This is a genomic window from Amycolatopsis acididurans (genome assembly GCF_012328925.1).
Taxonomy (GTDB): domain Bacteria; phylum Actinomycetota; class Actinomycetes; order Mycobacteriales; family Pseudonocardiaceae; genus Amycolatopsis_E; species Amycolatopsis_E acididurans.
Genome location: NZ_JAAXLS010000013.1, coordinates 1 through 24372, shown reverse-complemented (window position 1 = coordinate 24372; position 24372 = coordinate 1). Strand labels below are relative to the sequence as shown.

The 24372-nt window shown below is 70.2% G+C and carries 27 protein-coding genes and 1 riboswitch; of the genes, 9 read left to right on the top strand and 18 right to left on the bottom strand.

The features are described from left to right. Positions 1–66 precede the first annotated feature (66 nt). The gene (locus HFP15_RS19780; RefSeq protein WP_168517767.1) at positions 67–972 is read left to right on the top strand and encodes an SDR family oxidoreductase; all 906 of its coding nucleotides are present in this window, start codon (positions 67–69) and stop codon (positions 970–972) included. A gap of 16 nt (positions 973–988) precedes the next feature. Here the strand turns inward: HFP15_RS19780 and HFP15_RS19775 are convergent, their stop codons facing one another. The 4 genes from HFP15_RS19775 to thiO form a co-directional block, all read right to left on the bottom strand. Further along, a complete protein-coding gene (locus HFP15_RS19775) occupies positions 989–1420 on the bottom strand; it encodes a MarR family winged helix-turn-helix transcriptional regulator (protein ID WP_168517765.1) in 432 nt (143 codons plus the stop codon). A 111-nt stretch (positions 1421–1531) separates the two neighbouring features. After that, positions 1532–2299, bottom strand: a complete 768-nt coding sequence (locus HFP15_RS19770; protein WP_168517763.1) for a thiazole synthase — start codon at positions 2297–2299, stop codon at positions 1532–1534. Between the two features lie 4 nt (positions 2300–2303). After that, entirely contained in the window at positions 2304–2504 is a 201-nt protein-coding gene (thiS, locus tag HFP15_RS19765) for a sulfur carrier protein ThiS (RefSeq protein ID WP_168517761.1), read from the bottom strand. Further along, positions 2504–3595, bottom strand: a complete 1092-nt coding sequence (gene thiO, locus HFP15_RS19760) for a glycine oxidase ThiO (protein ID WP_168517759.1) — start codon at positions 3593–3595, stop codon at positions 2504–2506. The genes thiS and thiO overlap by 1 nt, the downstream gene beginning before the upstream one ends. Continuing rightward, a riboswitch (TPP riboswitch) is annotated at positions 3590–3698 on the bottom strand. (Overlaps the previous gene by 6 nt.) 67 nt (positions 3699–3765) lie before the next feature. Here thiO and thiE point away from each other — a divergent pair. After that, positions 3766–4431 (top strand): thiamine phosphate synthase, encoded by a 666-nt coding sequence (gene thiE / locus HFP15_RS19755; protein WP_168517757.1) that lies wholly within the window; start codon positions 3766–3768, stop codon positions 4429–4431. A gap of 22 nt (positions 4432–4453) precedes the next feature. Here thiE and HFP15_RS19750 read toward each other — a convergent pair whose 3' ends face one another. From HFP15_RS19750 to HFP15_RS19740, 3 genes are all read right to left on the bottom strand, one after another. Next, positions 4454–5392 (bottom strand): hypothetical protein, encoded by a 939-nt coding sequence (locus HFP15_RS19750; RefSeq protein ID WP_168517755.1) that lies wholly within the window; start codon positions 5390–5392, stop codon positions 4454–4456. A gap of 127 nt (positions 5393–5519) precedes the next feature. After that, positions 5520–6911, bottom strand: coding sequence for an MFS transporter (locus HFP15_RS19745; RefSeq protein WP_246271872.1), 1392 nt, complete (start codon positions 6909–6911; stop codon positions 5520–5522). Positions 6912–6973: 62 nt separating this feature from the next. Beyond that, positions 6974–7702: a GntR family transcriptional regulator gene (locus HFP15_RS19740; protein ID WP_168517751.1), complete on the bottom strand. Its 729-nt coding sequence runs from the start codon at positions 7700–7702 to the stop codon at positions 6974–6976. Between the two features lie 128 nt (positions 7703–7830). Here HFP15_RS19740 and HFP15_RS19735 point away from each other — a divergent pair, with 128 nt between their 5' ends. Together HFP15_RS19735 and HFP15_RS19730 are read left to right on the top strand one after the other, a co-directional pair. Further along, positions 7831–8838 carry an SIS domain-containing protein gene (locus HFP15_RS19735; protein ID WP_168518016.1) on the top strand — a complete coding sequence of 336 codons (1008 nt, stop codon included), beginning with the start codon at positions 7831–7833 and terminating at the stop codon, positions 8836–8838. Beyond that, the gene (locus HFP15_RS19730) at positions 8835–9764 is read left to right on the top strand and encodes an N-acetylglucosamine kinase (protein ID WP_168517749.1); all 930 of its coding nucleotides are present in this window, start codon (positions 8835–8837) and stop codon (positions 9762–9764) included. Before HFP15_RS19735 ends, HFP15_RS19730 begins: the two co-directional genes overlap by 4 nt. Here HFP15_RS19730 and HFP15_RS19725 read toward each other — a convergent pair. Further along, positions 9730–10452 (bottom strand): DUF3159 domain-containing protein, encoded by a 723-nt coding sequence (locus HFP15_RS19725; protein WP_168517747.1) that lies wholly within the window; start codon positions 10450–10452, stop codon positions 9730–9732. The two genes, HFP15_RS19730 and HFP15_RS19725, sit on opposite strands and share 35 nt — an antisense overlap. 232 nt (positions 10453–10684) lie before the next feature. Between HFP15_RS19725 and HFP15_RS19720 the strand changes: the two genes are divergently transcribed. The 3 genes from HFP15_RS19720 to HFP15_RS19710 are packed head-to-tail and all read left to right on the top strand — an operon-like array spanning position 10685 to position 12875. Continuing rightward, positions 10685–11488: an SGNH/GDSL hydrolase family protein gene (locus tag HFP15_RS19720; protein WP_168517745.1), complete on the top strand. Its 804-nt coding sequence runs from the start codon at positions 10685–10687 to the stop codon at positions 11486–11488. A gap of 35 nt (positions 11489–11523) precedes the next feature. Beyond that, positions 11524–12003, top strand: coding sequence for a DUF6932 family protein (locus tag HFP15_RS19715; protein WP_168517743.1), 480 nt, complete (start codon positions 11524–11526; stop codon positions 12001–12003). Further along, positions 12003–12875 (top strand): hypothetical protein, encoded by an 873-nt coding sequence (locus tag HFP15_RS19710; RefSeq protein WP_376768879.1) that lies wholly within the window; start codon positions 12003–12005, stop codon positions 12873–12875. Before HFP15_RS19715 ends, HFP15_RS19710 begins: the two co-directional genes overlap by 1 nt. Before the next feature lie 431 nt (positions 12876–13306). Here HFP15_RS19710 and HFP15_RS19705 read toward each other — a convergent pair whose 3' ends face one another. The 10 genes from HFP15_RS19705 to HFP15_RS19660 form a co-directional block, all read right to left on the bottom strand. Next, positions 13307–15964, bottom strand: coding sequence for an AfsR/SARP family transcriptional regulator (locus HFP15_RS19705; RefSeq protein ID WP_168517741.1), 2658 nt, complete (start codon positions 15962–15964; stop codon positions 13307–13309). Between the two features lie 298 nt (positions 15965–16262). Next, positions 16263–17156 (bottom strand): ectoine hydroxylase, encoded by an 894-nt coding sequence (gene thpD, locus HFP15_RS19700; protein ID WP_376768878.1) that lies wholly within the window; start codon positions 17154–17156, stop codon positions 16263–16265. Positions 17157–17222: 66 nt separating this feature from the next. Then, complete coding sequence (locus HFP15_RS19695) at positions 17223–17627, bottom strand: ectoine synthase (protein ID WP_168517737.1); 405 nt, start codon at positions 17625–17627, stop codon at positions 17223–17225. A gap of 16 nt (positions 17628–17643) precedes the next feature. Then, complete coding sequence (ectB, locus tag HFP15_RS19690; RefSeq protein WP_168517735.1) at positions 17644–18897, bottom strand: diaminobutyrate--2-oxoglutarate transaminase; 1254 nt, start codon at positions 18895–18897, stop codon at positions 17644–17646. A 48-nt stretch (positions 18898–18945) separates the two neighbouring features. Then, entirely contained in the window at positions 18946–19446 is a 501-nt protein-coding gene (gene ectA / locus HFP15_RS19685; RefSeq protein WP_168517733.1) for a diaminobutyrate acetyltransferase, read from the bottom strand. A 227-nt stretch (positions 19447–19673) separates the two neighbouring features. Then, positions 19674–20432: an Abi-alpha family protein gene (locus HFP15_RS19680; protein WP_168517731.1), complete on the bottom strand. Its 759-nt coding sequence runs from the start codon at positions 20430–20432 to the stop codon at positions 19674–19676. A gap of 31 nt (positions 20433–20463) precedes the next feature. Next, positions 20464–20802, bottom strand: a complete 339-nt coding sequence (locus HFP15_RS19675; RefSeq protein ID WP_168517729.1) for a LapA family protein — start codon at positions 20800–20802, stop codon at positions 20464–20466. A 36-nt stretch (positions 20803–20838) separates the two neighbouring features. Then, entirely contained in the window at positions 20839–21660 is an 822-nt protein-coding gene (locus HFP15_RS19670) for a class I SAM-dependent methyltransferase (protein ID WP_168517727.1), read from the bottom strand. Positions 21661–21665: 5 nt separating this feature from the next. After that, a complete protein-coding gene (locus HFP15_RS19665) occupies positions 21666–22277 on the bottom strand; it encodes an alpha/beta hydrolase (protein ID WP_168517725.1) in 612 nt (203 codons plus the stop codon). Next, entirely contained in the window at positions 22274–23236 is a 963-nt protein-coding gene (locus HFP15_RS19660; protein ID WP_168517723.1) for a ring-cleaving dioxygenase, read from the bottom strand. Before HFP15_RS19660 ends, HFP15_RS19665 begins: the two co-directional genes overlap by 4 nt. 97 nt (positions 23237–23333) lie before the next feature. Here HFP15_RS19660 and HFP15_RS19655 point away from each other — a divergent pair, with 97 nt between their 5' ends. Continuing rightward, positions 23334–23777 carry a MarR family winged helix-turn-helix transcriptional regulator gene (locus HFP15_RS19655; RefSeq protein ID WP_168517721.1) on the top strand — a complete coding sequence of 148 codons (444 nt, stop codon included), beginning with the start codon at positions 23334–23336 and terminating at the stop codon, positions 23775–23777. Positions 23778–23850: 73 nt separating this feature from the next. Further along, positions 23851–24234: a VOC family protein gene (locus tag HFP15_RS19650; RefSeq protein WP_168517719.1), complete on the top strand. Its 384-nt coding sequence runs from the start codon at positions 23851–23853 to the stop codon at positions 24232–24234. Positions 24235–24372: the final 138 nt, after the last annotated feature.

Below are 24372 nucleotides of genomic sequence, written 5' to 3'. Positions count from 1 at the left end.
CTTGGCGCTCCGCCCGCGCGAGGGAGCACGGTGGAAGCACCACCCCGTTCCGAAGGAGATCGACACATGCGGGTATTCGTCACGGGCGCGACCGGTTTCATCGGCTCCGCGGTCGTCCGCCAGCTCCTCGACGCCGGCCACGAGGTCACCGGACTCGCCCGCTCGGACGCCGGCGCCGCCTCGCTGACGGCCGCCGGCGTCGCGGCCGAGCGCGGCACCCTCGATGACCTCGACGTGCTGAGCCGTGCGTCGGCCGCGGCCGACGGCGTCGTGCACACCGCGTTCAAACACGACCTGTTCGCCGCCGCCGACTTCGCGGGCGCGGTCGCGGCGGAGGAGCGCGCCGTCGCCGCACTGGGCGAAGGGCTGGCCGGCTCCGGCAAACCGTTCGTCATCGCCGGCGGATCGTCGGTCACGCCGGGCCGCGTCGGGACCGAGGACGACGACCCGGCACCGGGATCGGTCGCGGCGCTCCGGCACCGGGCCGAGAAACTGGCGCTGTCGCTGTCCGAGCGCGGCGTGCGCTCGTCGGTGGTCCGGCTGCCGCCTTCGGTGCACGGCGAGGCCGACCGGCACGGGTTCGTGCCGACACTCATCCGGACCGCGCGCGAGAAGGGCGTCTCGGCCTACGTCGGCGACGGCAGCAACCGGTGGGCCGCCGTGCATCAACTCGACGCCGCGCGCCTGTTCCGGCTCGCGCTGGAAGGCGCACCGGCGGGCGCGAAGCTGCACGGGGTCGGCGACGAGGGCGTGCCGCTGCGGCAGATCGCCGGGCTCATCGGCAAGCATCTGGGCCTGCCGGTGGCCTCGATTTCCGCCGAGGAGTCCGCGAACCACTTCGGGTTCCTGAGCGCCGTCGTCGGCGTGGACATCCCCGCGTCGAGCGTGAAAACGCAGAAGCTGCTGGACTGGCATCCCGAGCAGCCGGGTCTGATCGCCGATCTCGAAGCGGGCTTCTACTTCGCCGCCTGATGTCCTTTGTGGACGCTCATTCGTCGTCGGAGAGCAGGGCCTCCATGGCCACGAGTCCGGCGGCGAGGTCGTCGCGGAGATTCGGCGGCAGGCGGTCGATGCGCTTGTGCAGTTCGTGCACGCGCGTCGACCGCACACCGGAGAGCATCCGCTCACCCTCCTCGGTCGCGGTGGCGAGCCAGGCCCGGCGGTCGACCGGATCGGGTTCGCGACGCGCGTAGCCCGCCTCGACAAGACCGGCCACGATCCGCGACATCGTCGCGGCGGCGACCCCCTCTTTCGTGGCCAGGTCACCCAGCCGCATCGGCCCGGTCGCGGCCAGTGTGGCCAGCGCGGAAATCGAGCCGTGCCCCGGTCCGGGGTTGCCTGCCTGGCGCAGCGACCTGGACAGTCTGCCCACCGCCAGGAACAGCCTGCCCGCGACATCCTCGGTTGGCGACGCGTCCACCTCGAGCTCCTTTTGCTCGTTCCCCCGACCACAAGGTGCGGACAACCTTACGTGCTCCGCTGCGGCCCGCGCGGTGAACTCCGGACTTCGGGCGTTTCTCGCGGTTTCCCCTCACCGGGGCGGGCTGGAAGCCTGCGCCCAGAACCGTTGCGGGACACGGCCGGAGGCCCGGGCGAGTCGTCCGCCGAGCACCGCCGAGCGCATCGCGTAGGCCATCCGCTCCGGATCCTGCGCGCGCGTCACCGCCGTGGACAGCAGCACCGCGTCGCAGCCCAGCTCCATCGCCAGCGCGGCGTCGGAGGCCGTGCCGATGCCCGCGTCCAGCACGATCGGCACGCCCGCGCGCGACACGATCAGCTCGATGTTGTGCGGATTGCGGATGCCGAGCCCGGTACCGATGGGCGCGCCGAGCGGCATCACCGCCGCGCAGCCCGCTTCCTCCAGCCGCAGCGCCAGCACCGGATCGTCGTTGGTGTAGGCGAGCACGGTGAACCCGTCGCCGGCCAGTTGCTCGGCCGCGTCGAGGGTTTCCACCGGATCCGGCAGCAGGGTGCGGTCGTCGGCATGCACCTCGAGCTTGATCAGGTCGGTCTCCAGCGCCTCCCTGGCCAGCCGCGCGGTCAGCACCGCCTCGGCCGCGCTGCGGCAGCCCGCGGTGTTGGGCAGCAACCGGATTCCCAGGCGGCGCACCAACTCCAGCACACCGGAGCCGCCGTCCGCGTCGGCCCGGCGCATCGCGACCGTGGTCAGCTCGGTGCCGGACGCGACCAGCGCCCGCTCCAGCACGGACAGGTTCGCGGCGCCACCGGTGCCGATGATCAGCCGTGACGTCAGCTTGTAGTCGCCGATCGCGAGCTGGTCGTCCGCTCCGTCGAACATGTTCTCACCCACCTTGTACCGCCGTCAGAATCTCGAGCTGGGCACCCGCGGGCACCACGACATCGGCCCAGGCGCCGCGACGGACGACCTCGCCGTTGAGCGCCACGGCGACGCCACGGGGCGCGGTGCCGAGCGTTTCCAGCAGCGCGGCGACCGTCGTCCCGTCGGGGAAGGCCCGCCAGTCGCCGTTGATCTGCACTTCCATCACTGACCTCCCAGCCGATCCGGGTGCGCCGCCTCGACCTCGGCGGGCGGTTTGCCGCCGCCGAGCCATGCGACGAACGCGTCCGCGGTCACCGGCGCCATGAGCAGCCCGTTGCGGTGGTGCCCGGTCGCCGCGAACACCCCGTCCTCCAGTTCGCCGATGAACGGCAGCGTGTCCACGCTCGCCGCGCGCAGCCCGGCCGCGGTCTCGACCAGCTCGTACTCGTCGATGCTGGGGAAGAGCCGCGCGGCGGCTTCGAGCAGCTCACGCACGCCGCGCGCGCTGACCGTCTCGTCGAAACCCGCCTCGTACTGGGTGGCGCCGAGCACCAGCTCCCCGTCCTCGCGCGGGACGAGGTAGACGGGGCGGCCCTCGGCGACCGCGCGGACCGTGCGGGTGGGTGGCGGCAGGCTCGTGCGGCGGGCACGCAGGCGCAGGATCTCGCCCTTGAGCGGGCGGACCGCGAGGCGCGGGTGCAGGCCGCCGCTGCGCGCGCCGGCGGCGATGACGGCGACATCGCAGGTCACCTCGCCCGAGCCGGTGCGCACCAGGCCGGTGCCGACGTCGGTGGCGTGGTCGTCGACGAACCGCACCCCGCGGCGGCTCGCGGCCGCGCGGAGGGAGCGCAGCAGTCTGCGGTTGTCGACGGCGAGGTCGCCGGGCACGAGCAGGGCGCTGCGTGCGCTGACCCCCGGTTCCAGCGTCCGCAGCCGGCGGCCGGTGACCTGCTCGACGGCGCGGCCGACCTTGCCGAGGTACTCGGCGAGCACCGTCAGCTGGCCGGCGTCGCCGCGGTCGAGTGCCGCGACGACGGTGCCGTGCGTGGACAGGGCCGGATCGCCCCCGTCGGCCGCAAGCGCTTGCGCGAACTCGGGCCAGCGACGCAGCGACTCTTCCCCGAGGGCGAGCGCGGCCTCCTCGCCGGGCCAGGCCTCCGCGACCGGGGCGAGCATGCCGCCGGCCACCCACGAGGCGCCGCGCCCCGGCGACGGATCGATCAAGGTGACGTCGTGCCCGGCCGCGGCGGTGCGCCAGGCCACGGACAGGCCGATGACACCGCCGCCGATGACGGCCACCCGTTTGGTTTCCACAAGAATCACGCTCCCTGCGCCGGCATGATCCGGATCAGGTTCCACGGTCGGAGCGGTGACGGCTCCCTCTCAGCCCGTACCTCGGGCTCCCGTGCGGACAAGTGCATCGTAACCGAAATCTGTGGGATGCCCACACCCAACCGTCCTCGGTCCGCACTACCGTGACAGCCATGCCAGGGCTCGACGGGGACCAGATCAGGAAGCGGCTCGACGCCGCGCGGCTGTACTTATGCACCGACGCGCGGACGACCAGGGGCGACCTCGCCGAGTTCGCGGACGCCGCGCTCGCCGGCGGGGTCGACATCATCCAGCTGCGCGACAAGACCGACGGCGTGCCGTTGGAGGCGAAGCAGGAGCTCGCCGCGCTGGAGGTGCTGGCGGCGGCGTGCGCGAAGCACGGCGCGCTGCTCGCGGTCAACGACCGGGCGGACGTCGCCCTCGCCGTCGACGCCGACGTGCTGCACCTCGGCCAGGACGACCTGCCGGTGAGCATGGCGCGGCGGGTCATCGGCGACGCCCCGGTGATCGGCCGTTCGACGCATTCGGTCGAGCAGGCGCGGGCGGGTGCGGACGAGCCGGGAGTGGACTACTTCTGCACGGGACCGTGCTGGCCGACCCCGACGAAACCGGGCCGGTACGCACCGGGCCTCGACCTGGTCCGCGCGACCGCCGGCTTCGGCACCACGCGCCCGTGGTTCGCGATCGGGGGCATCGACCTGGCGCGTCTGCCCGAGGTGCTCGACGCGGGTGCCTCGCGCGTGGTGGTCGTCCGCGCGATCACCGAGGCCGAGGACCCGCGCGCGGCGGCCGAACAGCTCGCCGCGGCGCTGCCGTGAGGTAACCCCGCACGGCTGGAGGTCAGCCGCTGGTGGGCGCCGCGCTTCCGGTCACCTGCGGCTGCGCCGACTCGGACTGCTGCACGCTGCTCGACGCCGGGGCCTGCGAGGTGGGCGTGCTCGACGCCGACGACGTGCCGGTCTTCTGAGCCGGGGACGACTCGGGCGTCGCCGTGTTCGAAGCGGGCGTCTGGGTGACCGTCGTGGTCTGCGGGGTGTTGGTGGTCCCGCCGCCACCCGTCGACGATCCGCGCACGACCTGGCTGAACGTGGTCCCCTGGCCACCGGAAACCGCTTTCCCGGTGATGCCCTCGAACCCGGTCAGCACCAACATGCCCAGCACGAACGCCAGGACGCTGGAACCCGCGATGATCGTCCAGCGGTTCTTCCACCACGGCGGTTCGGCCGCGGGGCCCTCCTGCTCCTTCGCCGGCGCGATCACCCTGGTCGCCTGCGCCGCGTCGTGCGCGGCCTGTGCGGTGCGCGGACCCGGCTGCTGCGGCACCTGCGTGCCCGGCCGGGGGATGTACACGGTGCGCTGACCGAAGTTCGACGCGCCGTGGCCCGCCATGGGAATCCGCTGTGTGCGCTGGATCTGGTCGAGCTGTGCGGGAGGCAGCTGCCCCTGCCGCATGGGCTGCGGACCCGGCCGCATCAACGGATTCCCGGGTCTTCGCCCCGCCGGTTCGACGTACCGCGTTTCCTGACGCAGCCGGGTGTCGGTGAGCGCCAGTACTTCCGCCGTCTTGCGCGCCGCGAGCCTGGTCTTGCGCAACGAACGCAGATACAACTCGCCGCCGACCGTGGTGACCACGCTCGCGATGCCCGCGCCCGCGACGGTGCCCGCCACCCCCAGCGTGGAACCCAGAAACGCGGCGGTCACGGCAGCCAGAGCCGACGCGGCTATCTGTGCCGGTTTGAGACTCGACTTGTCGCTGCTGTCTTCTGTTGCCTTTGCCATGATTCCGATCTGCTCGCAAGATCCCGTGATATCCGGGTACTCAACGTGTTAGTCGATTGAAATGCTCCCAGCGTTAGCAGTTTCGTGAGCAGCACCACGAATCACCGTCCACAATGGACGCGAGAGCTTACGGCCGTTTTACGCCGGGGTCTGCCGGAGGCTCCGAAACCGCGCAGTGGAAGCACTTTTCGTCGTCGGGGGTTAGCACACTGTTGCGTACCCCAAACGCGAGCAGCCCACCGAACACACACAGACCCGCGCACACCACCAAGGCCGTTCGCCAGCCGCTGGTCAACGCGACGGGATCGGAATACGACTCACCGGTGAGCCCGGCGACAGCGGGCAGAACCGCGATCGCGAGCAACCCGCCCGCACGCGCGATCGCATTGTTGACCCCGGAAGCCACGCCCGCGTGCTCGTCCGGCGCGGCGGCCAGCACGGTCGCCGTCACGGGGGCGACCACCGTGGCGAGCCCGAGCCCGAACACGACAACGGCGGGCAGTACCGACCCCAGGTAGGACGCGCCGGGTGCGACACGCGTCAGCAGCAGCATTCCGGCCGCGATCAGCACCGGCCCCACGATGAGCTGCGTGCGCGGCCCGATTCGCTGCGCGAGCGCGCCGGAACGCCCGGAGAGCACGAGCATGATGAGCGTGATCGGCAGGCCCGCGACACCGGCCGCGGTCGGCGGGTAGTGCAGCGAGACCTGCAACTGCAGCACCAGCAACATCATCACGCCGCCCAACGCCGCGTAGACCACGAACGTCAGCCCGTTGGACAGGGTGAACGTCCGGTCGGCGAACATCGAGGGCGGCACGAGCGGATTCCGCGACCGCCGCTGCAGCCGCACGAAGGCGCCGAGCGCGGCGACGCCGACCACGGCCGCGACGAGCACCAGCGGATCGGCCGCACCCCGCGAGGGCGCCTCCACCAGCGCCGCGGTGATGCCCGCGAGACCCAGCGCCCCCAGCACCGCGGCCACGACGTCGGGACGGCCGCCGGAGGTCTCGTCGCAGGACTCGGGCACGTACCTGCGGGCCAGCACCACACAGGCGACGGCGATCGGCAGGTTGATCAGGAACGCCAGCCGCCACGACCAGGCCTGCACGAGCAGACCGCCGATCAGCGGGCCGATCGCGGTCGCGATGCCGCCGAGCCCGGACCACGCGCCGATCGCCCGCGGCCGGTCCGCCCTGGCGAACGCGGACTGCAGGATCGCCAGCGATCCCGGCGTGAGCAGCGCGCCGCCCACGCCCTGCAACACCCTTGTCACGACGAGCATCGACGTCGACACGGCGAACCCGCACAGCACGGACGCGGCGCCGAACCACACGACGCCGATCGTGAACACCCGCCGCCTGCCGTAGCGGTCGCCGAGCGAACCCGCGATGAGGATCAGCGAGGCGAGCGCCAGCAGGTAGCCGTCGAGGATCCACTGCAGGCCCGTGACGGGCGCCTTGAACTCCGCGCCGATCCGGGGCAGCGCGACGTTGACGACGGTGCCGTCGAGCATGGCCATCCCCGAGCCGAGGATGGTCGTGGCCAGGACACCGCGTGCCTGCCCGCTCCCCCAAGCGACAGTCACGGCCTCGTCAGCGTGGTGACGAACTTGTAGCGGTCGCCGCGGTAGATGGACCGGACGAACTCGACGGGTTTGCCGTCCGTGCCGAAGGAGTGCCGGGACAGCAGCAACACGGGCATGCCGACGTCGGCGCCGAGCAGCTCGGCCTCCTGCGGCCCGGCCAGCGAGGTCTCGATCGTCTCCTCGGCGCGCTCCATCTCCACGCCGTAGTGCTCACGCAGCACCGCGTAGAGCGAACCGCCGGCCGAGACGTGCTTGCGCAGGCCGCGGAACCGGCTCAGCGGCAGGTGGGTGGTCTCCACCGCCATCGGTTCGCCGTCGGCGAGGCGGAGCCGCATCATGCGCAGGATCTTCGTACCGGCGCGCAGGCCGAGCAGCTTCGCGGTCTCCGGCTCGGAGACCAGCTCCTCGATCTCCAGCAGCTTCGACGACGGCTCGCGGCCCTGCGCACGCATGTCCTCGGTGTAGGAGGACAGCTGCAGCCGCTGCGCGAGCTTCGGCTCGGCGGCGAAGGTGCCCTTGCCCTGCACGCGGTGCAGGCGCCCCTCGGCGGTCAGGTCGGCCAGCGCCTGGCGGACCGTCGTGCGCGACACCGTGAACTCCGTCGCCAGCGCGCGCTCGGTGGGAATCGGCGAGCCGGGCGGCAACGTGTCGAGCAGATCCAGCAGATGCTGCTTCAACGCCCAGTACTTCGGCTCGCGCTGACCGCGCGTGGGTGACTCCAACATGACCGACTCCTCTTCGAACCGCGCATCGCGCGCAGGAAGAAACTACCCTTTTCCCGTATCGACGCGTCCAGGCTAGTATTGGTCTAGACCTTCGCAAGGAGCAGACCGTGACCAGTCCCGGACAGCACATGGCAGCAGAGATCGCCGAACAGCCGGCCGTACTGGCAGGCCTGCTCCACCGCCGCGCGCGGTTTGCCGAGGTGGCAGGCGTGATCGCGCGCAAGCCACCCCGCTTCGCGTTGCTGGCCGCGCGCGGATCGAGCGATCACGCGGCGCTGTACGCGAAATACCTGATCGAGGTATTGCTGGGGCTGCCCGCGGGCCTCGTGTCGCCGTCGACCGTCACACTTTACGGCGCCCGCCCGGACCTGCGCGATTGCCTTTTGGTCTCGGTCAGTCAGAGCGGCGGATCGCCGGACCTGCTGGAGTTCACCCAGACCGCACGCAAACAGGGTGCGCTGACCGTCGCGGTCACCAACACGCCGTCCTCCCCGCTGCACAAGGCCGCCGAACTGGCCATCGACATCGGGGCGGGCACCGAACAGGCGGTCGCGGCCACCAAGACCTACTCCGCGACGCTGCTCGCGCTGTACCTGCTGGTCGACGCGATTCGCGGCGGTGACGGTTCGGCCGCGGCCGGTATCGGGGAGCTCGCGCAGGAGGCGTACGAGATCCCGGTGCAGCGCGCGGTCGACCGGTACCGGTTCGTCGACCGGATCATCACCACCGGCCGCGGCTACTCCTACGCCACCGCGCTGGAGTCGGCGCTGAAGCTGGCCGAGACCAGTTACCTCGCCGCCCGCGCGTACAGCGGCGCCGACCTGTTGCACGGGCCGGTCGCCGCGATCGACGAGGACACCGCGGTGCTCGCGGTGACCGGTGCGGGCCGCGGCGGCGCGGCGATGCACGACGTGCTCGCCGAGGTCGCGCAGCGCGGTGCCGACGTGCTCGCGCTCGGCTCGTCCTGCTCCGAGGTGCCCGCGGCGGTCCGGGTTCCGGTGCCCGAGATCGCCGAGGAGCTGGCGCCGGTGCTGGAGGTGATTCCGGTGCAGCGGATCGCGCTCGGCCTGGCGCTCGCCCGCGGCGGCGATCCGGACAGCCCGCGTGGCCTGCGCAAGGTGACGAAGACGCGATGAGCTACGTGGTCGGGGTCGACGCGGGCGGCACCTCGACGCGCGCGCTCGCGGTCGCGCCCGACGGCGTCGTGCTCGGCACCGGCCGCTCCGGCGGCGCCAACCCCAACTCGAACCCGCCGGAGAAGGCGGCCGGGCACGTCGAGACGGCGATCAGGGAGGCGCTCGGCGCGCTCGAACCGGCGTCCGCAAACGCTTGCGTGATCGGCATGGCCGGTACCGCGAAACTGACCGATCCCCAGGTCGCGGCCCTGTTCTCGGCGGTGTGGGAGCGGCTCGGGCTCACCGGTGTCCGCATCGTCACCGACCCCGAGGTCGCGTTCGCCTCGGCGACCCCCGCACCCGACGGCACGGTGCTCGTCGCCGGCACCGGTTCGATCGCCGCCCGGATCCGCGGCCGCCGGATGGTCTCCACCGCGGGCGGCTACGGCTGGCTGCTCGGCGACGAGGGTTCGGCGTTCTGGCTCGGCCGCGAGGCCGTGCGCCGCGCGCTGGACGAGCTGAGCGGCACCGGGCGGCTCGGCGAACTCACCAGGTCCGTGCTCGCCGCGGCCGACGTCGACGCCGCGGACCGGAGCCTGGCGTGGCGGCGGTTGATCACCGTGGTCAACGGCGAGGCCCCGGTGCGGCTGGCCCGGTTCGCGCCGCTGGTGAGCGCCGCCGAGGACGCCGCGCCGATTCTCGACCGGGCCGCCCGGCTGCTCGCGGAACTGGCGTTCGCGGCCCGCGATCCGGGCGAGAGCACACCGCTCGTGCTCGTCGGCAGCGTGCTCGCCGGGCCGGTCGGCGCGCGGGTGCGGGAAAAGCTCGACGGGCTGGACGTCCGTAGCAGCACCGACGGCGTGCTGGGCGCGGTAAGGCTCGCCGGGATCGAGGCTTTCGGCGAAGATTTCGCTACTGTCCCTGGCGATCTTCCTCGCGTACCGTGAGCCCCGGCCCCCGGACCTCCCCCTCGCCGGGGGCCACCTCTTTGAGCCGCAGTCCCGGATGGTCCGCGGGCAGCGCGCGGTAGAGCACCCAGCCGCTGACCGCGATCGTCAGCGCCTGCAACGGCCAGGTCAGCACGGTCCGTGCCACCCCGAGTGCCACGAGTTGCCCCGTCCACCACAACGGCAGATAGACCGCGACCCGCAGCAGGTACTGGCACGACCAGGTCAGGCTTGCCCGCTGGTAGGCCCGCAGCAGCGCGGGATCCTTGCGCCACCGCGTCTTCTGCCCCAGCAGCAACCCGACGACCACGCCGAGCAACGGCCACCGCACGACCACGCTCGCGGCCCACAGCAGCGCGCTGGCCACATTGGACAGCAGCTGGATGAGGAAGAAGTCCTGCGCCCGGCCGGTGTGCAGCGCGATCAACGCGGCGACGATCACCGCGGCGAGACTGACCACGACGGCGCGCGCCTTGTCGCCACGCACGAGGCGGATCACCCCCACGACGACGGCGCACGCGATGGCCGCGGCCGAGCCCCAGGCGATCGAGTTGCCCGCACCGAGCCAGCCGATCACGAAGGCCACCGGCGGCAGGCTCGCGTCCAGCGCCCCCTTGCGGCCACCGAGCACGCTCGCCAGCGATTCGCCGCGGCCGTTTCGTGCGGGCCTTCGGGTAGGTGAGGTCACCCTTACATGCTGCCCGATGACAGTCGATCAGCGCAGTAACCCACGAGATCTTCGCCACACGATCAGGGCCCCGACCCGTAATAAAGAGGTGGCGGTCACCGACAAGATAAGAAACTGTGACCTGGCGCTTAACCGACGGTGGCGTAGGTCGGGACTACAGGTGCATCCTCCACTGTTGCACGGGGATGGGGACCAACTTGAACAGTGGGTGCTGGCGAAAGGGGAACGCAGCATGTACGGCTACGACAGCTATGTCGCGCTGGGCGACAGCTTCACCGAAGGCCTCAACGACGGGCTTCCCGACGGCACCTATCGCGGCTGGGCCGACCGGCTGGCCGAGATCCTCGCCGGTGACCAGCCCGGCTTTCAGTACGCCAACCTCGCGCTGCGCGGCAAGATGCTCGCCGAGATCGTCGAGGAGCAGGTACCGATCGCACTGGAACTCGGGCCCGATCTGGTCACCTTCTGCGGTGGCGGCAACGACGTGATCGTGCCGGGCACCGATGTGGACGAGATCTGCGCGCAGATCGACGCGGTGATCGGTCAACTGCGTGCCGCCGGCATCGAGGTGTTGCTGTTCAACGGTCCCGACACCAAACAGCTGTCGGTGATGAGCGTGCTGCGCGGCAAGATCGGGATCTACAACGCGAACCTGTGGACGATCGCGAGCAGGCACGGCGCGCACGTGGTCGACCTGTGGGCGATGAACCCGCTGCGGGACCAGCGTGCGTGGAGCGACGACCGGCTGCATTTCACGTCCGAGGGGCATCGCCGCATCGCACTGCGCGCCGCGAACGTGCTGGGCGTGCCGCAGACCGAGGCGTGGCGCGAGCCGTGGCCCGAGCTGGCCGACCACCCCGACTGGATCGCGCTGCGGCGCTCGGATCTGGCGTGGACCAAAACCCATCTGCTGCCGTGGATCCGGCGTCACCTGCGCGGTGAGTCCATGGGGGACGGTCTGTCGCCGAAGCGGCCGCAGCTCACGCCGGTCGCGTCGTTGCCGTCCCCGGACAACGACCGCGCCCCCGCCACCTGACGGCCCGGACGGGAGCGGTTGGTAGTTTCTACGCCATGCCGCTCCCGCACTGGACCAAGGAGGGTTTTCTCCCGTCTGGGCGGCTCCCCGCCGATCTCGCCGACATCTACGAGCGCCTCGTGTTCGACGCTCCACATCAGAACGAACGCGAAATCCTCTTCAGCGCGCTCAACAGTTATCTCGGCGCGGTCGCGAAGATCATCCCGGCCGGGCGGGCCTGGATCGGCGGCGAGTTCATCGCCCGCACGCAGCTCGTGCCCAACGGGCTCGACGTCGTGCTGCTGCCCGAGGACTGGGGCAGCCTCAAGCGGATGACCGGGCCGGTGCGGGATTCGCTGTACGGCCTGCTCACGTTGCGTGGCGTGATCATCGGGCAGCCCGCGATGTATCTGGACCAGGTTCAGCCGGTCGGTGGTCTGCTCGACGGGTTCCTGTGCTTCCCCGGTGACGAGGAGATCTGGGCGCAGACGTGGTCCGGCAACGGCAAGCGCGGGTTCCCGGAGGTGGGCTGGTGATGGAGTTCCGGCGGATCGCCGACGAGATCCCCGGCGGTACGTGGCTGGACGACCTCGCCCGCGCGTCCGCGATGGCGGCGCACGTGAAGTTCGAGCGCACCAGCCGGTCGCCGTTGCTGCGGGTGTCGATGCTGGGGTCCACCAACCTCGACGCGTACACCTTCTCCGACATCAGCCGTGCGTTGCAGGACGCGACGGCGAAGATCGGGCACATCATCCGCAACCCGCAGGGCGAGATCACCTACGTGCAGCCCGCCGACCGGGACAAGGCGCCGCTGCTGCAGCGCGGCCAGGCGGGCAACACGATCTTCTTCGGCTTCCCGGAGCCCGCGCCCGACGACGCGCTGATCCACGACGGGATCGAGACGCTGTCCGAGCGCGCGGTGAAGGAGCTGTGCGATTTCCTTCCGGCGAACGGGTCGGACGACGGTGCGCTGGACGCGGTGCTGCTGCAGCGCGACACGGTGCGCAATGCGGTGAGCGACATCGTGAACGCGGTGGTCAAGAACGTCGGGATCGGGATCGAGCTGACGCCGACCTCGGGTGAGGACGTGGCGCGCAGCATGACGTTCGACCAGGCGAAGGTGCTGCACAGCAGCCTGCGGGAGCAGCGCGAGGCGGTCGGGTACGAGACGGTGTCGGGCAGGCTCGACGGCGTGCGGACGCGGCGGCGGATCTTCTACCTGGAGCGCGAGTCGGGCGGCACGATCCAGGGCGCGGTGGCGCCGGATCTGCTGGACCAGCTCAAGGACAACCTGGACCGCCCGGTCACCGCCCGCCTGCGCGTCGTGCGCACCACCACGGCGGACGGCCGCCGAGGCAGGCCGGTACACGAGCTACTGGAAATCACCCCAGAAGTACACCTCTTCTGAGGCGAGGAAGGCACCGACCAACGGACGCGCACCGGCCCCACGGGAGGCCCTTGGCCCCTGCCCCGGCGAAGCGCATCCCCCCAGCGCGATGACAGCCGCCTGCGGCAAGCCCGAACACGAGCGACTGGAAAACACCCCAGAAGCACACCTCGTCTGAGGCGCAACGCCCCAGACCAACGGACGCACACCGGCCCCACGAGAGGCCCTACGCAACGTCCGCCAACCCACCCAACGCAACCACCGATGGGGGGTCCGGGGGCGAAGCCCTCCGGGCGGGGCCTGGGGGTTGCACCCCCCAGAAAAACACCGAGGCCCCCGCCCCGGCGAAGCGCATCCCCCCAGCGCGATGACGGCCGCCTGCGGCGGCCGTCTGACGCTCCCCCATTGCGTCAGACGGCCTAACGCCGACCTTACCGTCTTATAAACAACGTTCAAGGGCTAAGCGAGTTCATTTCGCGGAGAACCTCGGCCGCGCGACTCGGGTTCGTCTGTTTGTGCAGGTCAAGCGAGCGCCGGTAGTCCGCCCGCGCGCCGTCGAGATCGGCGAGTGCGCGGCGGATCCGGGCCAGGGTCAGCGTGGAGACGGCTTCCTGCAGCTGGAAGCCCCGCTGCCGCGCCACCTCGACGGCGGCCCGCGCGAACCGTTCGGCCTCGGGCAGGCGGTCCACCGCCAGGTGCAGTTCGGCGAGGTTGTTCAGCGAAACCACCGTGTAGCTGTCGTCACCGAGCCGCTGGTCGATCTCCAGGGACGCGAGCTGATGCTCGATCGCCTCGTCGTAGCGGCCGGCCCGCTTCTCGGCCTCCGCGCAGTTCGACAGCGTCTGCCCGCGCAGCGCGGGATCGTCCCCGAGCACTGCCAGCACGTTCCGCAGCCGCTCGATCGCCTCGTCCAGCTGCCCGCACACGGTCAGCGCGCACGCGAGGTGGATCTCCGCGACGCTGACCAGCCGCTGGTCACCGAGCCGGTGCGCGATCGACAGCGCCTCCCGCGCCCAGGGCAGGCCGCCGTCGTCGATCTCGAACGTCAACGCGAGCGCGCACCGCGAGATCAGCATCCAGAACCGGCCGGGGTCCTCGGCCGCGGCGGCGCTGCCGAGCCCGACGAGCCGCGTCCACTCGTCGCGGCGCGGGCGCACGACCTGGTAGGTGTGCGCGACCCGGGCCAGCCGCCACACGTCGGCACGCAACCCGGCCGCGAGCGCCGCCTCGCAGGTCGCGAGCAGGTTCGGCCATTCCGCGGCGAACCAGGCCAGCGCCTTCTCGAACGACGAGGTGTCCGGTAGGGCGACCGGCACGCCGGTGAAGTCGAGCGGGTCCACGATCCGCAGCAACGAGCGGCGGGCGCGATCGGCCGCCGCCTGGTAGTACCGCACCGACCGTTCCAGCACCCGACCCGGCGCCAGTTCCCGCTGGTAGAGCCGCACGAGATCGTGCGCGGCGAACACGTCAGGGGCGGTCTCGGTGAGCAGGTGCTGCGCGGCGAGCACCCGCAGCCGCCGCCGCGCCTCGACCACCTCGATGCCCTCGACGGCCGCCACCACGTGCGGCCCCGCCGTGCTCCCGGCAAGTCCGCCGAGCACGCGGAACGTGCCCGCGACCTCCGCGGGCAGGCCCCGGCAGGACACGTCCAGCGCCGCGCGGACACCGGTGTCGTCGATCTCCAGCGCGGCGAGCCTGGACCGTTCGCTCTCCAGCTCCTCGACCATCCACTGTGGACTGGCAGCGAGCCGGGCGCCCACGATCCGCAATGCCAGCGGCAGATCGCCGCACAGCTCCGCCAGTCGCGCGTGCTCCCCCGCGCCCGCGAGCGAGCCGATCAGCCGCACGGAATCGGCACGCGCCAGTGGTTGGAGCACACGGGTCCGGGCCGAGTGCGTGACGATCAGTCCGTCCAACCTGGACCGGCTGGTGATCATCGCCATCGAACCCGGCGGCAGCAGCGGGCGGACCTGCTCGGCATCCCGCGCGTCGTCCAGCACCACCAGCATTCGCCGCCGGTCGGTCAACGACCGGTACAGCGCCTCGCGCTCGGCAAGGCGCGCGGGCAGATCCGAGGCCGCCACGCCCAGCCCGAGCAGGAACTGGGCCAGCACCTCCGCCGGTTCGGCGGGCGGTCGCCGCGCGTCGAACCCGCGCAGCGCCGCGAACAGGGTCCCGTCCGGAAACCGTTCCACCGACCGGTGTGCCCACCACACCGCGAGCGCGCTCTTGCCGACGCCCGCCGCGCCGGTGAGCACCACGACCGAGGACGACGGCCGCTCGTCGAGCCAGGCGAGTTCGCCGGCCCGACCGACCAGACCGCTCGGCGGTCGCGGCAGCTGACGGGGCACGACCTGCGCCGGATCGAGCGAGGACGTCATCGCGGGTAACTCGTCGGCGAGGATCTTCTCGTGGAGTTCTCGCAGCTCAGGGCCGGGATCGAGACCGTACGAAGTGGACACCCGCGCGGCTTCCCGGAACACGTCCAGCGCATCGGCCCGGCGTCCCGAGTAGTAGAGCGCGCGCATCAGCTGGCCCACCGTGCGTTCGGCGCGCGGGTGCTCCCGCACCTGCGCGGTCAGCTCGACGACCAGTTCCGCGTGCCTGCCCAGTTCGAGGTCGGCGTCGACGCGGGCGCCGAGCACGGCGGCGCGAAGCTCCGCGAGCTTCGGCGCGCGCACGGCGACGTCCGCGAGTTCCGGTCCCTGCCACAGTGCGTGTGCTTCGGCCAGCAGTTCGGCGCGCCGTGGCAGCGGCGCCGTTTCGGCACGTTCCAGCAGGTCGCGGGCGCGATGGGCGTCGACGCGATCCGGCTCGATGGCCAGCCGGTAGCCCGGCGAGACGGTTTCGATCAGCGACCGGCCGGGTTCGATGCGGCGGAGCACGCCGCGCAGCGCGGAGATGTTGCCGTGCACGATGGTGCGGGCGGTCGGCGGCGGGTCCGGTCCCCACAGTCCGTCAACGAGATCGTTGAGCGCGACGACGCGGCCGGCTTCCAGCGCCAGCAACGCGAGCAGGCCGCGCACCGAGGGCCCGCCGAGGCGAACGGGACGATCCCCCGTCAGCAGCCGCACCGGCCCGAGGACCTGGACGCGCAGCTCGTCCCGCAAAGCTGTTCTCCCCAGACACCTGTGGCGGGTAAAGAAAAACGAGTACGGCCCCGTACCACCAGTCCCGATCTGATGGTGCGGGGCCGCACCCGGTGCAACATGTGGCGGGGCGCTAGCGCTCCCCGCCGGGCGGTCGGCAGTAGCACCGAGTCTCACCCCGAGCAAGGAGCAACTCACGCCACCAACGACTACCTCGACCGCATCCAGCAGTCGGTCGCCAATGCGGTGGCGACACGGTAACAGGCGGCAACGAGTTCGCTACAGCCGCCCCACCAATTCCTTACTGTGATCTACGCCCCTAGCGAGTGATCGGCGTGAAGTCGCGGCTGCCGATGAAGGTCGGCCGCGGCTTGGCCGCCGCGTAGGGCGCCACCAGCGCGTTCTCCACGCTGTTGAACACCAGGAAGATGTTCGAGCGCGGGTACGGCGTGATGTTGTTGCCGGATCCGTGCATGATGTTCGAGTCGAACCACAGCGCCGAGCCCGCCGGGCCGGTGAACTGGTCGATCCCGTGCTCCGCCGCGAGCTTGGTGATCTCGTGCTCGCTCGGCACGCCGATCTCCTGCTCCTTCAGCGAGCTCTTGTAGTAGTCCTCCGGAGTCTCGCCGACGCACGGCACGAACGTGCGCTGCGAACCCGGCATGACCATGAGCCCGCCGTTGAACGGGTAGTTGTCGGTCAGCGCGATCGAACAGCTCACCGCTCGCGGCCGCGGCATCCCGTCCTCGGCGTGCCAGGTCTCGAAGTCCGAGTGCCAGTAGAACCCGGCGCCCTTGAACCCCGGCATGTAGTTGACCCGGCTCTGGTGGATGTAGACCTCCGAGCCGAGGATCTGCTTGGCCCGGTCGAGGATTCGCGGATCACGGATGAGCTCGCTGATCAACTCGCTGATCTTGTGCACCTCGAAGATCGAGCGGACCTCGCCGCTCTTCTTCTCGGTGATCACCCGCTCGTCGGCCTTCAGCGTCTCGTCGCTCGAGAGACGGACGAGCTCCTGCCAGTAGGTCTGCACCTCCGCGGGGGACAGGAGTCCCTCCACGATGTGGTACCCCTTGGCGTCGTGCGCGGCGAGCGTAGCCGCGTCGACCGGGCCATCGGCCTCGGTGCCCCACACCGTCGGGTCGACCCGATCGATGGCTTGCACATCCCCGGTGACACGGGTTTTGTACACGTCCTCGATTCCGGCGTCCATGATCGTCAAATCGGTTCGCCTCCTCTTTGGCTGCCCCTCTGTATTTTTTCGATGTGGTGGTGCGAATCAGGCGATTCGTTCGCCGGATTCGTTGAGCAACGGGTACACGCCGTTCTCGTCGTGCACCTCTGCGCCAGTTACGGGCGGGTTGAACACGCACACGGTCCGCATGTCCGTCTTGGGCCGGACCTGGTGCTTGTCGTGGTCGTTGAGCAGGTAGAGCGAGCCCGGCCTGAGCTGGTGCGTCTCGCCGGTGGCCTTGTTCGTGACCTCGCCCTCACCCTCGAAAACGAACACCGCTTCGATGTGGTTCGCGTACCAGAAGTCGTTCACCGTCCCGGCGTAGAGCGTGGTCTCGTGCACCGAGAAGCCCACGCCTTCCTTGGCCAGGATGATCCGCTTGCTGCGCCAGTTCGGCGTCTTGATGTCAGCGTCGGTGTCGGTGATCTCGTCGAGGGTACGGACGATCAAAGCACTTTCTCCTCTTCTACTTGCCCAGGACGGACTTCACGGAGGCATCGATGATCTCGAGGCCTTCGCTCACTTCGGCATCGGTCAATGTCAGCGGCGGCAGCAGTTTGGCCACCTCGCTGTCCGGACCGGAGGTTTCCATCAGAAGACCGCGTTCAAACGCCGCGGCACACACCTTGCCCGCGGTCTCGCCGCTCTCGAACTCGAGCCCGCGCGCCAGGCCACGACCCTTGGCCGTCACCCCGGCCTCGGGGTAGGCCTCGGCGATGCTCTGCAGCGCGGCGCCGACCCGCTCGCCCTTGGCGCGCGTGGACTTCTCCAGCTCGTCGTCGCTCCAGTAGGTGCGCAGCGCCTCGGCGGCGGTCACGAACGCGGGGTTGATGCCGCGGAAGGTGCCGTTGTGCTCACCCGGCTCCCACACGTCCAGCTCGGGCTTGATCAGCGTGAGCGCCAGCGGCAGGCCGTACCCGCCGATGGACTTGGACAGGCACACCATGTCCGGTTTGATGCCCGCGTCCTCGAAGCTGAAGAACGGGCCGGTACGCCCGCAGCCCATCTGCACGTCGTCGACGATGAGCAGGATGTTGTGCCGCTGGCACAGGTCGGACAGCCCGCGCAACCACTCCAGGCCGGCCGCGTTGATGCCGCCCTCGCCCTGCACGGTCTCCACGATCACGGCGGCGGGCTCGTTGAGCCCGCTGCCCGAGTCCTCGAGCAGCCGCTCGAAGTACAGGAAGTCGGGGTAGGCGCCGTCGAAGTACTGGTCGTAGGGCATCGGGGTGGCGTGCACCAGCGGGATGCCCGCGCCGCTGCGCTTCATCGAGTTACCGGTCACCGACAGCGCGCCCAGCGTCATGCCGTGGAACGCGTTGGTGAAGTTGATGACCGACTCCTTGCCGGTCACCTTGCGGGCGAGCTTCAGCGCGGCTTCGACCGCGTTCGCGCCACCGGGACCAGGAAAGATGACCTTGTAGTCGAGCTCGCGCGGCTTGAGGATCTTCTCGTCCAGCGTCTCCAGCAGATCCCGCTTGGCGACGGTGAACATGTCCAGCGCGTGCGTCACGCCGTCACGCGCGATGTAGTCGATCAGGGCCTGCTTCAGCACGGGGTTGTTGTGCCCGTAGTTCAGCGCGCCGGCGCCGGCGAAGAAGTCCAGATACGGCTTGCCGTCCTCGGCGTACAGGCGACTGCCGACGGCCCGGTCGAACACGACCGGCCACCCGCGGCTATAGCTCCGCACTTCCGATTCGAGCTTTTCAAAGATGCTCACTGCGTTTTCAACTCCCGACTGGTTGCCTAATCGCCCGGCATTTACGCGCTATTGCGGCGAAAGCGGCCCGATACGGTAAAGGTCCTCCGGCTCATGCGGTTCGCCGTCTTGCGGAAAGTCTGTCCGCGCGAACAGTTCGGACCGTTCGAGGTGCGCGTTCCATCGCTTCGCGAACGAGGAGAACAACCTGATCGACGCCTCGTTGTCCGGCGTGATCGATGTCTCCAGGTACCGCACACCCTGACTGGTCAGACGCGTGAACAGGGCATCCAGCAGCTTGCCTGCCAGACCTTGCCCGCGCTGCGTTTCGTCGACCGCCACCTGCCAGACCACTGCCGCATCCGGCGCCTGCGGCCTACGGTAGCCGATTACGAACCCCACCGGTTGTCCATCCACTTTGGACACGACCGAGGTTTCCGCGAAATCGCGGCACCACAGCAAATACGCGTAAGGCGTGTTCAGATCGAGCTTGCGCGAATCACGTGCGATTCGCCACAGCGCCGCACCGTCGGCCTTGGTCGGAGATTCGATCAAGTGCTTTCCGGACATGTCAAAACAACCTAACAGAGACCATTAGGCGATTCAGCGGAAGGCGCGGCACACACGCGAGCTACCTGCAACAACGACGAAACACATGTGACAATAGCAACAGAAACGTAGCTTTTGCAGGCAAACTGTGCTATAAGACCAGCATTCACCCGCCGCGACGCTTCGGCGAACAGGCCGTCCTGTACAGCGTCGCAGCCGACGATTTCGTTACACGGTAGTGGCAGGTCTCAGCGGGCGCGAGTCTTCACACCGGGGTCGCACGCCGCCCAGAACCGCGCACCGAAGCGGGACAGCCGTACGGTGTGGCGGACGATCTTCACGCGCTTGCCCGCGGCCATCGCCTCGCGCACGGTGTCGTCGGTCGCCAGGATCTCGTACTGCGAACTGAGCGCGGTGTCCTCGCCGGTCACCTCCACGAGGCCCAGCCCCGCGAGCCGGGTGAGGTAGCTGGGCACCTCGTCGGGCAGCGTCACGCCGGCGGCCGTCCCGGCCGTGGAGGCATTGCGCAGCAGCACCCGGCCGCCACGGGCGACCACGTCGACCGCCGGAAACGCGTCGCCCTCGGCGAGCACCGCGATGAGCCGGGCCTCGTCCGGCGTGAGCTGCCGCAACACGGTCGCGTAGAGGTACTCGCGGGCCCGCTCGCGGTCGAAGCCGATGGAGCGGTCGAGCAGTTCCTTCATCGCCGTGCGCAGCGGCTCCTCGGCCAGCACGAGCTGACCGGATCCGTTGCCGGTGTGTTCGGTGGAAGCCGCGGACAGCGCGACCACGTAGGGATCGTCGACCTCGTCCAGCCTGCGGCGCAGGGTGGCCATGACCTGGTGTTCGACCTGCCGCAGGCCCTCGGTCGCATTCTCGATGCCGGGCAGGCGCCGGGTCAGCGAGATACCGGTTCGTGCCGCCCAGCCGGCCACCTGGCCGGCACGGCGCAGCAGGTTGGAGTCTTCACCGGGCACCGCCGGCAGGTCTTCGCTGGTCAACGTCATCACCCCTGTCCAGGGGAGATGCTATCGGGCACTACCGCAGCGCCTTGTTGGCCTTCCGCGTCGCGCGGCGGAGCTGCGCGATGCGGGCGCCACCGACGAGTGCGACGAGAATCGCGCCACCGATGGCGGAGAACAGCATTGCCACCGCGAGCGGCAGACTGCCGGACATGCCGAGGAAGTCGACGTTGACCGAATCGAGGTTCTGCAGGATGAAGATCAGCAGAAAGATCAAGACCACCAGCGCGACGATCACCGCGAGCCAGGTGCCGCTGATGCGGGTCCTCTTGATCGGCGCCGGGCGGGGCGGTGCGGTCGGCGTGGCCGGTTCGCGGGGGACCTCGGTGGAGTCGCCGTCCTGCGCGTGTGTCATTGGCCCATTGTCGTCCTGACGGCTGAAACGCGCTGGTCATTGACTCCGTTCGGGTGACCAAGAAAGGGTGGCGACCGCGCGGCCGGAGGAACCGAGATCCGGTGGGGTGGTTTCGTCGATCCCGGTTTCACGCAGCGCGTCCGCGACCTCGTCCGCGCGGTCGTCGGGCAGGCACAGGCGGCGGCGCGTGACCTCGACCAGTTCGTCGAACCGCTCGTATTCCGGCGCGGGCTGCTTCTGCCAGCGCAGGATCTCCGGCTCGACACCGAGTTCCCGCAGCGCGGCGGCCGCATCGTCCGCAGTGGGCCCGCTGGGGCGCTCGATGCCGTGGAAACGCCGCCACAGGTCGTTGAGCTCGGTCAGCGGATGGACCTCGGCGAGCTCCACCACGACACGGCGACGCGCGTGCTCGTTCAAGGCCGCGACGAACGGCGCGAGGTCGGGCACGTTGTAGAGGACGTGCCCGCAGACGACGACGTCCGCGACTTCGACGTCCCCCGCGGCGGCGGGCCAGCTGCCCCTGACCGCGGCGTAGGGAAGACCGAGCCCGATCGCGCGGGACACGAACTTGGCGAGCAGCCCGGTATCGGAGTCGACCGCCGTGACGTGCGTGATCGCCTTGGCGCAGGGCAGGCTGGCCGCCCCGGCACCGGAGCCGACGTCGATCAGGGTGCCGCCGTCACCGAGCGCGTCGAGCACGAGTTCATGCGTCGGCGTGAGGGGCGCGCGCAACTGCCGGTCCACGCGCCGCACGAACACCTCGCGCGGCAGGACCCACGGCGAGTCCGGCGCCTTCGCGAGGATGTCCTCGGGAATCGTCCACGCTGCCAACAGTTCTCGCCACTCCCGCAATGCCATACGGTCTATTGTCGCCGATCGGCCAGCCAGCTCTTCGCCGCTGCCACCGCGGCGAGCGTGACCTGGTGCCCGCCGGGGTGGCGGTCGATCGTGACGTCCGCGCCGCGCTCGCGCAGCAGCTTCACGAACTGCTCGTTCGACGGCAGCGGCGCCATCGGATCCTGTTCGCCGTTGGAGAGGAAAACCCTGGTCTTGCCCAGGTCGTGCGCTGGCGGGTCCGGCACGGGCAGCATCGAGGCGAACAGCGCCGCCTCGGTCAGCACATCGGGCCGGAGCAGGGTCAGCGCGCCCGCGATGTTGGCACCGTTGGAGAAGCCGACCGCGACCAGCCTGCGCCCGGCCAGGCCGTATCGCTCGCGGGCGCCCAGCACGAAGTCGGCCAGCTGGTTCGCGCGAACCACGACGTCCTCGTAGTCGAACACGCCCTCCGCGAGCCTGCGGAACCAGCGTGCGGCGCCGTGTTCGGACACCGGGCCCGCCGGCGCCAGCAACGCCGAGGACGGGCTCAGCTCCCGGCCAAGCCCGACGAGATCGCCAGTGCCGCCGCCGGTGCCGTGCAGTAGCAACAGCACCGGCGCGGCCGGATCGCCTTCGAAGTAGTCGTGCTCCAGCGTCATACGAGTTCCGGGTTGTTCTCGCTGGGCAGGTTCAGCTTCGGCAGGGTGTGCTCGATCTGCTCGCGGTTGGGCTCCAGCCACGGCGGCAGCTTGAGCGCGCGGCCCAGTTCCAGCAGCGGTTCGTCGATCGCGAAGCCCGGCTGGTCGGTGGCGACCTCCAGCAGCGTGCCGCCCGGCTCGCGGAAGTAGATCGACCGGAAGTACTGGCGGTCCAAAATGGACGTCACGTTCACGCCGCGGTCCACGAGTTCCTCCCGCCAGGACGCCTGCGTGTCCTCGTCGGGTGCGCGCCACGCCACGTGGTGCACGGTGCCTGCGGCCACGAGCCCGCGCGGGGCGTCCGGGGTGACCAGGACGTCGACCATCGCACCGGGGCCGCCCTCGCCCGCGCTGAACCGCAGCCGGTTGGACTCCTGACCGGTGAACGTCAGGCCCAGCTCGCGGAACATCTCGGCCGTCGCGTCCTCCTCGGCGACGGAGAGGGTGACCGAGTGCAGGCCGCGGATCGCGTGCTCGGCCGGGACGTGCCCGTTGTCCCACGGGTCGCGCGGGTCGCCCTGCGGGTGCGCGACGAGCGCGAGCTGCAGGCCGTCGGGATCGTCGAAGATCAGCACGTCCTCGCCGTCGCGGTTGGTGATCCGGCCCGTGGTGATGCCGGCGCCGGCGAGGTGGTCCTTCCACCAGCCGATGGAGTTCGCGGGGACGGAGAAGGAGGTGGTGGTGGCCTGCCCGGTGCCACGGCGGCCGCTCGGGGCGTCGCGCCACGGGAAGAAGGTCATCAGCGTGCCGGGCTTGCCGGACTCGTCGCCGTAGTAGAGGTGGTAGGTGCCGGAGTCGTCGAAGTTCACCGTGGTCTTCACCAGCCGCAACCCCAGCGTGCGGAGATAGAAGTCGGCGTTGCGCTGCGGGTCGCCACCGATCGCGGTGACGTGGTGCAGGCCGCTGGTCTTGATCGACATTTCGTCCTCCTTCGAGGGGCTTGACCTCAACCTAATCGCAGAACCTCTCGCTCGCAAGATATATTCCGGAAAGAGAACTGAGGGTATACTCGACTGCGTGGCGGATGATGACGAGATCGTGACCTGGTGGGGCCTGGTGATCGAGGGCTACCTGGCGACGCAGGACAAGCTGATGGGCGAGATCGCCGAGCGGTTCGGGTTGGCGCCCGCGTCGTTCGACATCCTGCTGCGCCTGGTGCGTACACCGGGGCACCAGCTGCCGATGACGCGGCTGGCGAAGGAGGCGGCGCTGTCCAGCGGCGGGTTCACCAAAGTCGCGGACCGGCTGGTGGCGGCGAATCTGATCTGCCGCGAGCCGAGCCCGAACGACCGTCGCGTGACATACGCGTGCCTCACCGAGCATGGCCTGGAGGTCGCGGAGAAGGCCCGTCAGGCGTGTGCGGAGATCCTGCGGCGCCGGGTGCTGGAACCGCTGGGGCCGGAAGCGTCGGAGGCCCTCGCGGAGGCCATGCGCACCCTGCGCACGGTGAACGGAGAGTAGTCACCCGGCGTAATTGCCTCCGTCTCCCAGGGCGCGCACGATTGGTCTCTCGGTCGAATTCGAGGAGGCCGCCATGCTCACGAAATCCACCACCGTCACGATGCTTCCGGTGCACGACGCCGACCGGGCCGGGCATTTCTACGGGGATGCCCTGGGCCTGCACGAGCTGCGTCCCGATCCGGAGGGCAACCGCACCTTCGAAGTGGGCGGAGGCAACGCGATCACGCTGAGAGTGCTGCCGGACACGCCGCCCAGCGAGCACACCGCACTGAGCTTCGAGGTCACCGACATCGCCACCGAGGTAGGCGAACTGGAACGCCGGGGAGTCGCTTTCCTGGACTACGACACGGAAAACTTCCGCACGGTCGACCACGTCGCGACCATGGGCGGGGAGAAGGCGGCGTGGTTCCAGGACACCGAAGGCAACTACCTCTGCCTGCACCAGGCCGCGAAGTAGGAAGTCGCACTGCAGGGGCGCCGCGCCACGGGCTGAGCCGAGATGCGCCCAGCGCCACAAAGGCGAGCCCGAGCGGCCCGAAGGCGAGACCCCAGCGGCCGCAAGAGGAGCCCCCAACCCACTCCTCCTGTCTCTTAT